The following is a 9,197-nucleotide window of genomic DNA, read 5'->3' on the forward strand; positions in this document are numbered from 1 at the left end:
TTTGTAGCATATTTAGTTTACCCTTTTACAAATTATCCAAAAATCTGTATTGGGTAAATGTTTTGTTAATCGGAACCGTTAGACATGCCTCGACTTTTTATATGTTTACTACTTTTTTTGGCCAACATAGGTCCCACTTTTGCACAACAAAACATATCTAAAACTGATTTTTCAAATGAATTTACCATATTAGATATTCCCAACATAGCTGGAGAAATTAAGGTTGATGGGGTGCTTGATGATATCTATTGGCAACAAGCAAAACAACTTGAACTTAATTATGTGACTCGTCCTTTTGAAAATACTCATCCACCAGTCACCACTCAAGTCAAAATGTTTGAAAATGGGGACACTTTGTACGTCGCATTTATTGCACAAGATCCCAAAGTAGAGAACCTCAGTGCTTTTTATCGAGACCGAGATGGCATATGGAGCGATGACTTAGTCGGGATTAAGCTGGATACTTTTAACGACAGCCGTTTGGCTTATCAGTTTTTTGTTAATCCTCTTGGTATTCAAGCTGATGCAATACAAAATGAAATGACTGGCAGAGAAAGTGACAGTTGGGATGGTATTTGGCAGTCGGCAGGTAAAATTGTTGCTGGTGGTTATCAGGTCGAAATGGCTATTCCGCTGCGTATTTTAAATTTTAAAGAGGGTAACGAAAATAAGATCTGGGGAGCGGAACTAGTTCGTTATTACCCAAGAGCGGATCGTTTACGTATTTCAAATATGCCACTCGATCGAAACAACTCATGCAGTTTGTGTCAGATGGGTTCTATCGGAGGTTTTAAACAAGCCAAACAAGGAAAAAATCTGGCATTAGTACCTACCTTAGTTTTGGGTAAAGGTCAGAGCCGTGAGTTAGAAGAAAGTGAAGAGTGGAATGACTCAGATAATCAAGCAATAAGTTTAGATGTGAAGTGGGGAATTACGCCAGAGATATCCTTACAAGCTACGCTTAATCCAGACTTTTCACAAGTAGAAGCTGATGTGGCTCAGTTAAGTATCAACGACACCTTTGCGCTTTTTTTTGATGAAAAACGCACGTTTTTTTTAGAAAACTCAGATTACTTTTCAAGTAATTATAATCTGGTGTACACCCGTAATGTTGCGGCGCCTGATTATGGCGCTAACGTGACTGGGCGAATTGATCAACACACCTTTGGTTTTTTTGTTGCTAATGATGAGTCCACCACTTTTTTAGTACCTGGTAACTTGGGTTCTAGCATTGCTAGCTTTGAGCAGGAATCGCTCAATCTAGCTTTACGTTATCGTTATGATTTATCCGAGCAGTTGTCGGTTGGTTGGACAAGCACGCTGCGCGATGCAGAAGGTTATTACAATTATGTCAACGCTATTGATGCCAAATACCAACTTACAGATAACGATACTTTTCGTGCACAATTATTACGTTCTGATACTCAATATCCATTAGATTTATACAAAGAATTTTGTGACGATGATTGCGATCAAGATGACAACTATTCAGAAACAGCCTTACGCTTGAAAAAGCCTGAGGCTTTTAGTGGAAGTGCTTATCGTATCAGTTATGACCATGAGGAGCGTAATTGGAATGTTTCTATGCATCAAAATAGTCGTAGCTCGGGTATTCGTACAGATTTAGGTTTTGGCTCATTGGCTGACAGCCAAAAGTCTGCCGTAAGAGGGGGCTATAACTGGTTCAGCGAAAACACTTGGTGGAATAAAATCAGGTTATCCGGTGACTGGGATATCAGCCATAACGATAATAGCGAACTGATCGAAAAAGAAGCAGAAGTGTCTTTAAGTATGAATGGACAACTGCAGTCTTATTTTAAGATAAACTTTCTAAAACGGGATAAAGTGGGTCTTCGAGATGACCCAAGTCAGCTCAGTATTACTAACAATAGCACCTTGTTCACCGAACAGCAGAGCAGTTTTTATTTTGAAATGCGCCCAAGCCGATCGTGGTACATAAGCACTTTTGCGCGTTATGGAGATCATATTGATTACGACAATAATCGCCTGGGTAAACAATGGTTTGTGCGGCCAACAATAAACTGGAGTATAGGTAAAAGTTTGCAGTTTAAACTGCGCCATACGTTTCAGGATCTTGATGTAGATAATCAGCAATTGTTCACTGCAAAATTGTCTGATTTTCGTGCCACATATCAGTTTAATCAGCGCCAGTTTTTGCGTCTTATCTTGGTTTATTCTGATATTGAACGTAATCCACAAAATTATACTTTTGACGTCGATGCCAGTAGCAAAGGTTTAGGTACTCAAATCTTGTATTCCTACAAACTAAACCCCTTAACCAAATTCTTTGTAGGTTATTCAGACTCAGCTTACCAAGATGATGTGCTGACATCATTGACTAAAAACGAACGTTCAGTGTTTATGAAATTTAGTTACGCTTGGCTAAATTGATATATAAAACAACGAACCATATCGACGAATGAATATTATTAGTGATTGTTTTTGATTTCACCCCTATCAAAGACAAAAAATGTGCGCACCGGTAAGTGATTTTGAAAAAAATACCAAGTCTCTTTTTTGAATTTATAACCTCTTTTGGCATCTCCTAGGCTGGCAAAATGTAGACCAAATATCTTGCCATGCCTTTTTTTCACTCAAATTTTGGTTTCCAAGCTCTAATTCGTCACCAAAATCTACTTTAGATTTAGGAGTTAAATCTGTTGGGTCAATACCTATATCCACTACACTTTGACGCATAAAACTGGCATTCACACCTGATATTTTGGGTGTGTATAAAATGTCACTGGCACTACTGTTAATCATCATATCCTGATAGTCGTCAGCAATATTAGCTTCTACGGTAGCTAAAAATCGTGTTCCCATGTAGGCCATATCAGCACCCGTTATTTCGGCTGTAGCCACATCTTTACCATGAGATAAATTGCCTGCTAAAATGACCGTTTTATCAAAAAACTGCCTAATCTCGGCGATCATTGCAAATGGGTTGGTGGAACCTGCGTGTCCTCCAGCCCCATTGCAAACAGCGATTAAGCCATTGACCCCTGCAGCGGCGGCTTTTTAACATGGTGGCGTTAACCACATCATGAAAAACTATACCGCCGTAACTATGAATAGCATCTACTAACCCTGCTACTGCACCTAAAGAAGTGATGACTAAAGGCACTTTGTGTTTAACACAGATGTCCAGATCGGCTTGCCAACGTGGGTTACTTTTATGCAAAATTAAATTCATTCCAAAATTTCGCATCAAAATTCGCATCAATTCGCATCAATTCGCATCAAAATTCGCATCAATTCGCATCAAAAGGTACAGCTTGTTTACCACTTTGTTTTTACCAGTTAGATAAACCTGTTTGGATCTCAATTAACCAGGACTCAAAACCTTCGCTAGTACGTTGGTTAAGCGCGGGAAAGGTACCTACTGTTCCGGCTTTCCATAACGAGTTCGATACCACTAGCAAAAAACATCGGTGAAGCGATAAGAGGTAAACGCAAACGATGCTTAAATTGAACAGGAATAGTCATAATGTTTCCAATGGTGATTTGGGTGGAACCTTGCTCACTTGTATTTTTATCGACCTAAAATGCCGCGAGCGATCACTTCTTTCATAATTTCTGAACTGCCTGCATATATAGTTTGAATACGTGCATCGCGATAAAAACGGGAAATAGGATATTCATCTGTGTAACCATAACCACCAAACAGTTGTAGACACTCATTTACCATAGTGAGCTGCATTTCTGTAGCAGCTAGTTTTAACATAGCGGCATCTGTGACTGTCATTTCACCCGTTTTATACTTAGCCATATGTTTTTCTAAAAGTGCACGACATAACTCTAGTTCTGTTTGACATTGCGCTAGTTTAAATCGGGTATTTTGAAACTGTGACACAGTTTGGCCAAATGCTTTGCGATCCTTTACATAATCGCAGGTTAGATCTAGTGCACCTTGGGCATGACCGATGGCTTGTACGGCACAACCTAGTCGTTCGCGAGGCAGTTCTTGCATCAGATAAACAAATCCCTTGCCCTCTTCGCCTAATAGCGCGTTACTTGGTATCCGCATATTTTCAAAAAATAATTCGGCTGTATCACTACAATGCTGACCCATTTTTTCAATAGGTTTGCCAGTGGAAAAACCAGGAAGGCTAGTATCAACTAAAAACAACGAGATACCTTTTGAGCCAACATGAATATCAGTTTTGGCACATACAATAATCATATCGGCGTCATTGCCATTAGTGATAAAGGTTTTTGAACCGTTTAGTACATATTCATCACCTTCTTTTATTGCACTGGTGCGCATCCCAGCTACATCACTACCGGCACCTGGTTCGGTCATAGCTAATGCGGTTAGCACTTCTCCTGATACCATGCCGGGCAACCAACGATCGTGTTGCTCTTTGGTACCAATATTTAATACATAAGGTGCCACAATATTGGCATGAATGTTATAACCAGTAGCTAAACCATGAAATCCCAAACGACACATTTCCTCTTGTATCATTTGGCACACTTCAAAACTGGCATCTGCAGCGCCGTACTTTTCTGGAAAGTCGACTAGCAACATGCCCGCGCTACCCAAGGTATTCCACATTTCTCGAGGCATTTTATGGTTTTTTTCCCATGTATTGTAATGGGGTAGAACCTCTTGCTCTAAAAAGCGCAATACCATATCGCGAAACATCTGTATTTCTTCGCTGTTGTTATCTTGTGTTGCGGACATGGGTGACCCTTGAAATTAACTGTATATAAATATTATCAACATATGAGTGTTCATAAGCAATGATGAATACAGTCATTAATTTAACATATACGGACATAGATATTGTAAGCTAGCCTGTTAATAGCCTATAAAGTCAACTTAGTTGATAAAAGCGGACATAAATGCCAGCAGAACATAAGCTTACCAATCGTCACACAATTGCCAGTTACTTCGCAGGTGCACATTTGCATAACGGGGTTTGTTTGGGAGGAAACGAACAACAAATTTTGGCTCTAGCAGGTCTTACTCACGCGCAGTTAAAGCATCCTAAATCAAGAATATTGGCTACTCAGTTATCCAGTATTGTAAAAAGTTGTTGGCGAATAAGTGGTGATGAATTATTGGGGTTTACTCAGCAAAAAGTAAAAGTAGGCATGTTTAATTTATTGGCTGAACGCTTAATTAGGTGTAAAACCCTTACAGAAGCATTGGCTTATAGTGTGGTCTTTTACAACCTAACAGGCGACCAATTACAAATTAAGGTTGAGAGGCGAAGTACACAAGTATGTGTAAGTGTGAATGCTAACTTTAAGTCAAGCAGTGACAGAACTTCATCGAATAGTGTGTTGACTGAATTATTGTTGTTAATTTGTCATCGCTTTCCAAGTTGGCTAGTGGGTAGAGTCATCCCACTAAGCCAAATTCATGTGAAACATGGAAAACCGACTCACCACGAGGAATACAGATTGATGTTTCCTTGCCCTTGTATCTATCAAAGCACAGACAATATGCTGGTGTTTGACGCCAAATATTTAGACCTACCTGTGGTACAAACTCCACAAGAATGGGTGAAATACGCTAATCAGATCCCATTACAATGGTTTAAAAAACAATCTTATAACGATACTTGCAGTGCTCAGGTGATAAGGATTTTAGAGAGCTCTTTGTCGGGTAAAGGATCTAATTTTGATAACGTGGCCACAAAGTTAAATATGACATCAAGAACCTTGCGCCGAAAATTAATCATCGAAGGCAATCGTTTTCAGCAATTAAAAGACAATACTCGACGTGACAAGGCTATTCATCTTTTTGAACAGGCCGACTTGACCATAGCTGAAATAGGTTTAGCGGTAGGTTTTACTGAACTAGCCACGTTTTCTCGTGCTTTTAAACATTGGACGGGTGTATCTCCTAATACTTATCGTAATTATCATTCACAAACGTCTTGGTGATCCAAAGATTGGTCGTTGAGTCATCTCAGTTACTTGAGATAAAAATCAGTAAATAAAATAATGATCTGAGTACAAAAAAGATGGCTGAATGTTTACTGGAATTCTCTGTTCTTTTGTGAAATTAAGCTATCGAGGTCTCCAGTAATAGTGCTTGACGAATAACTTGAAAAAGTCACGGATTGACCACATATATAAACTACGGCAAGTCTAGCCGTGTCGAATAAGGAAGTCAGTTATGGAAGTATTACTCGATTACATTTTTTCCGCGCAAACCCTTATCTTGGTGTTTGTGGTGGTTCTACTGAAAACGTCAATTAAGTTTGTCCCACAAAACCGTGTTTTTGTGATTGAACGATTCGGTAAATTCCAATCAAACAAAGAAGCTGGTCTTAATTTTATCTTGCCCTTTGTAGACCGAATCTCTGCTAATCGTTCACTTAAAGAACAAGCGGTCGATGTGCCTCAACAAAGCGCTATTACCAAAGACAATATTTCATTAGGTGTTGATGGTGTCTTGTATTTTCGTGTGGTCGACCCTTACAAAGCGACATACGGTGTAGATGATTACTTATTTGCTGTAACACAACTTGCACAAACCACCATGCGGTCTGAGTTAGGTAAAATGGAGTTGGATAAGACCTTTGAAGAAAGGGACTTGTTAAACACTAGTATAGTTTCAGCAATCAATGATGCCGCGGGTCCTTGGGGTATTCAGGTGCTTCGTTATGAAATCAAAGATATTGTGCCGCCACAATCTGTGATGGAAGCGATGGAAGCTCAGATGAAAGCTGAACGGGTAAAGCGGGCACAAATCTTAGAATCAGAAGGCGACAGGCAAGCAGCGATTAATCGTGCCGAAGGTGAAAAAGCATCAGTAGTTTTAGCTGCTGAGGCAGATAAAGAAGAACAAGTATTGCGCGCAGAAGGTGAAGCTAAGGCCATAGTTGCCGTTGCTAGTGCTCAAGCAGAAGCATTGCGTCAAGTGGGTGCAGCGGCTGCTACAGAAGAGGGGCAAAAAGCTATCCAGTTGGACTTAGCTACTAAAGCAATTGAAGCAAAACAAGCGATTGCCAAAGAGTCATCGGTAGTGTTATTGCCCGACAGTAGTACAGAGCCAGCCAGCGTAGTTGCACAAGCAATGACCATTATTAATCAGTTAAATAAGGGATAATGTATGGGCTGGGTACTCAATAATTTAACAGAAAGTTTGCTCATTCTTGGTATTGTTTTATTAGCGATAGAAATCGTTGTACTAGGCTTTTCAAGTTTTGTACTGTTTTTTGTGGGTTGTGCAGCTGTGGCGACTTCAGGATTATTATATGTGGGTATCATTCCAGACACGATGTTAGCGGCAATGTTTAGTACCGGCATATTAACCGCTCTGTCAGCTTTTTTGTTATGGAAGCCTTTAAAAAGTATGCAAACTAACGTCGACACAAGCAAAGTTAAAAGTGACTTGGTAGGTCATCGTTTTATTTTAGTTGAAGATGTGACTCCAAAACTGACGCCCAAATATCACTACTCAGGTATCAATTGGAAACTAATAACCACAGATAATTTGGTTGCTGGTACCCGCGTGGAAGTCATACAAGTTGATGTTGGAAAATTCCACATTAAAGCTATTTAGTCCTTGGTCAACAATAAAAAAGTCGGGTAAATCCGGACCTTTTTATTGTTGGTGGATTCATTGCTTGTAAATTTTTGTGTAAACTAATATAAATATTAATAGCGCATACCATCCCATAAAAGCATCAGAATACTTATGCACAAGCAAAGACCGCTATTTAAACATATCCGAAACCACGATACGCTTTTTAGCGAGCTGGCGATGGCCAGGCATTCTTTCGCACAGAGCCTTGGCCTTAACGATTATGCATATCACAAAACTCCTAAATTTATTACTGCTGATGGCCGCAGGCTGACCATTGAGCCAGAGAGAAGTGTGATAGTGCATGACTACCACTCTTTTATGGGGGTAAAGCATATTTTGCAGCGCGACATTCCCGGTTTTTATATTGTTAATAACAGTGATATTGGGTTTCGCTATCCCACAGCCGCAATTGCGGGTCAAGACGCCCCCTTTATAAAACGTTTTCGTTCGGAGTTTTTTCACAAAGTAGACGAAGATCGCAGTATCTGCCGGCCGCGCAACCTATCTTTTGGGATTAAAAGTCGTGGTAAAGGTGACAACAGACAGGAATACGAAGTGTGGGTGCCTGATGAGCATGTTCAACTTGATCCCACGCCGTTATTTATTGATAAGTATGGTGAGGATTTACCTGATGACGTGCGTGATTTCGCTAGTTTGGAGCCTGTTGTATATGGTTGGATGGGGGTTAAACGCGCCGCATTTGAAGCTATATATGTTGATAAGAAAAACATGGGTGATATCGCTATTATTATAGGCTTGTCGGTTGACGCGTACAACATTGGTGCTATGCCAGATTTGTCTTATTCTCCTGTGGTTGGCAGTTCAATAGCAGTGAGTAACGCTGAACTTGAATGGGAAGTGATGGGTTATTACGCCCCAAAAAGTGCTGATTTTGATCACGATCATATCTGGTCTGCTATTAACCATGCTATTGAAGCCGTGGGAGTAGCGGTTAATGATATTTATGACAAGGTGTCAATTGCTACAAGTGAAAGTAAAACGGAGCGTATTCTTAGCTGTATCCAAGGCCAACACATACCTGCAGAACAAGTGTTGCAGTGGAATTTAAAACCTTGGGAGTTCTTACAAGTTGCCAGCATGCATAGGCGTAAATCTCATGACCCCAGTCGCTCAGTTAATTTACTTGGCAGGCTCAACCGGCTTTTCTATCAAGAGTCTTTTATTCTGCCATCACTCAAAACGATACACGATTACATCGCCCAGCCAATAAAACGTTAGCTTACTGTAATCGGAACCCATATTTATCTGTTTCGGGCTAATTTGTTTATTGTGGGTGAATAGTGGGTGAACTGTGAGTTGTTTTTCATAGGGCGGTAATCTAGTTTCTCCATAAACTGCTCCCTGCACTGCTCTATACCTTGATCTTTTAACCGTTATCTCTGCCGTCATTGTTCACCTTAAACTTTCTCCTGAATGCGAAAAAAAAACTGACCAGATAACACCATTTTTTTAGTAAATGTGTCGGATATTTTTACATTTTTAATATTTAAGAAAATACTATATACCTTAAGCGATTGAATATTAAATGTATTTTTTTTTTGGAACGTTTGTTGCAGTTCTTGTATTAATTTTAATATTAATATTAAAATTTAGTTGTGTTGCTATA

Annotated in this window: 8 protein-coding genes; 5 read left to right on the top strand and 3 right to left on the bottom strand. The window is 39.7% G+C overall.

Going from position 1 to position 9,197, the window contains the following annotated elements:
* Window positions 1–84: 84 nt before the first annotated feature.
* The gene (locus QZ562_RS17065; protein WP_293762811.1) at window positions 85–2,412 is read left to right on the top strand and encodes a DUF5916 domain-containing protein; all 2,328 of its coding nucleotides are present in this window, start codon (window positions 85–87) and stop codon (window positions 2,410–2,412) included.
* Window positions 2,413–2,544: 132 nt separating this feature from the next.
* Here the strand turns inward: QZ562_RS17065 and QZ562_RS17070 are convergent, their stop codons facing one another.
* The 3 genes from QZ562_RS17070 to QZ562_RS17080 form a co-directional block, all read right to left on the bottom strand.
* Window positions 2,545–3,009 carry a nitronate monooxygenase gene (locus QZ562_RS17070; RefSeq protein WP_293762829.1) on the bottom strand — a complete coding sequence of 155 codons (465 nt, stop codon included), beginning with the start codon at window positions 3,007–3,009 and terminating at the stop codon, window positions 2,545–2,547.
* The gene (locus QZ562_RS17075; protein ID WP_293762814.1) at window positions 2,939–3,214 is read right to left on the bottom strand and encodes a hypothetical protein; all 276 of its coding nucleotides are present in this window, start codon (window positions 3,212–3,214) and stop codon (window positions 2,939–2,941) included. The genes QZ562_RS17070 and QZ562_RS17075 overlap by 71 nt, the downstream gene beginning before the upstream one ends.
* Window positions 3,215–3,553: 339 nt before the next feature.
* The gene (locus QZ562_RS17080; protein ID WP_293762816.1) at window positions 3,554–4,708 is read right to left on the bottom strand and encodes an acyl-CoA dehydrogenase family protein; all 1,155 of its coding nucleotides are present in this window, start codon (window positions 4,706–4,708) and stop codon (window positions 3,554–3,556) included.
* A 161-nt stretch (window positions 4,709–4,869) separates the two neighbouring features.
* On the opposite strand from QZ562_RS17080, the gene QZ562_RS17085 reads away from it, so the two are divergent.
* The 4 genes from QZ562_RS17085 to QZ562_RS17100 all read left to right on the top strand — a co-directional run bounded on the left by QZ562_RS17085 (window position 4,870) and on the right by QZ562_RS17100 (window position 8,809).
* A complete protein-coding gene (locus tag QZ562_RS17085; protein ID WP_293762818.1) occupies window positions 4,870–5,919 on the top strand; it encodes an AraC family transcriptional regulator in 1,050 nt (349 codons plus the stop codon).
* Window positions 5,920–6,154: 235 nt separating this feature from the next.
* Entirely contained in the window at window positions 6,155–7,090 is a 936-nt protein-coding gene (locus tag QZ562_RS17090; protein ID WP_293762821.1) for a slipin family protein, read from the top strand.
* A 3-nt stretch (window positions 7,091–7,093) separates the two neighbouring features.
* A complete protein-coding gene (locus QZ562_RS17095; protein WP_293762823.1) occupies window positions 7,094–7,546 on the top strand; it encodes an NfeD family protein in 453 nt (150 codons plus the stop codon).
* Between the two features lie 135 nt (window positions 7,547–7,681).
* Window positions 7,682–8,809, top strand: coding sequence for a hypothetical protein (locus QZ562_RS17100; RefSeq protein ID WP_293762825.1), 1,128 nt, complete (start codon window positions 7,682–7,684; stop codon window positions 8,807–8,809).
* Window positions 8,810–9,197: the final 388 nt, after the last annotated feature.

Origin of the sequence: uncultured Paraglaciecola sp., from assembly GCF_913058035.1 — a bacterium.
In the GTDB taxonomy this organism is placed as follows: Bacteria; Pseudomonadota; Gammaproteobacteria; order Enterobacterales; family Alteromonadaceae; genus Paraglaciecola.

Excerpts from the sequence above, each read along its gene's own strand:
- QZ562_RS17065 (WP_293762811.1), top strand. The coding sequence starts at position 85 with ATGCCTCGACTTTTTATATGTTTACTACTTTTTTTGGCCAACATAGGT.
- QZ562_RS17075 (WP_293762814.1), bottom strand. The coding sequence starts at position 3,214 with ATGAATTTAATTTTGCATAAAAGTAACCCACGTTGGCAAGCCGATCTG.
- QZ562_RS17095 (WP_293762823.1), top strand. The coding sequence starts at position 7,094 with ATGGGCTGGGTACTCAATAATTTAACAGAAAGTTTGCTCATTCTTGGT.
- QZ562_RS17100 (WP_293762825.1), top strand. The coding sequence starts at position 7,682 with ATGCACAAGCAAAGACCGCTATTTAAACATATCCGAAACCACGATACG.
- QZ562_RS17080 (WP_293762816.1), bottom strand. The coding sequence starts at position 4,708 with ATGTCCGCAACACAAGATAACAACAGCGAAGAAATACAGATGTTTCGC.
- QZ562_RS17090 (WP_293762821.1), top strand. The coding sequence starts at position 6,155 with ATGGAAGTATTACTCGATTACATTTTTTCCGCGCAAACCCTTATCTTG.
- QZ562_RS17085 (WP_293762818.1), top strand. The coding sequence starts at position 4,870 with ATGCCAGCAGAACATAAGCTTACCAATCGTCACACAATTGCCAGTTAC.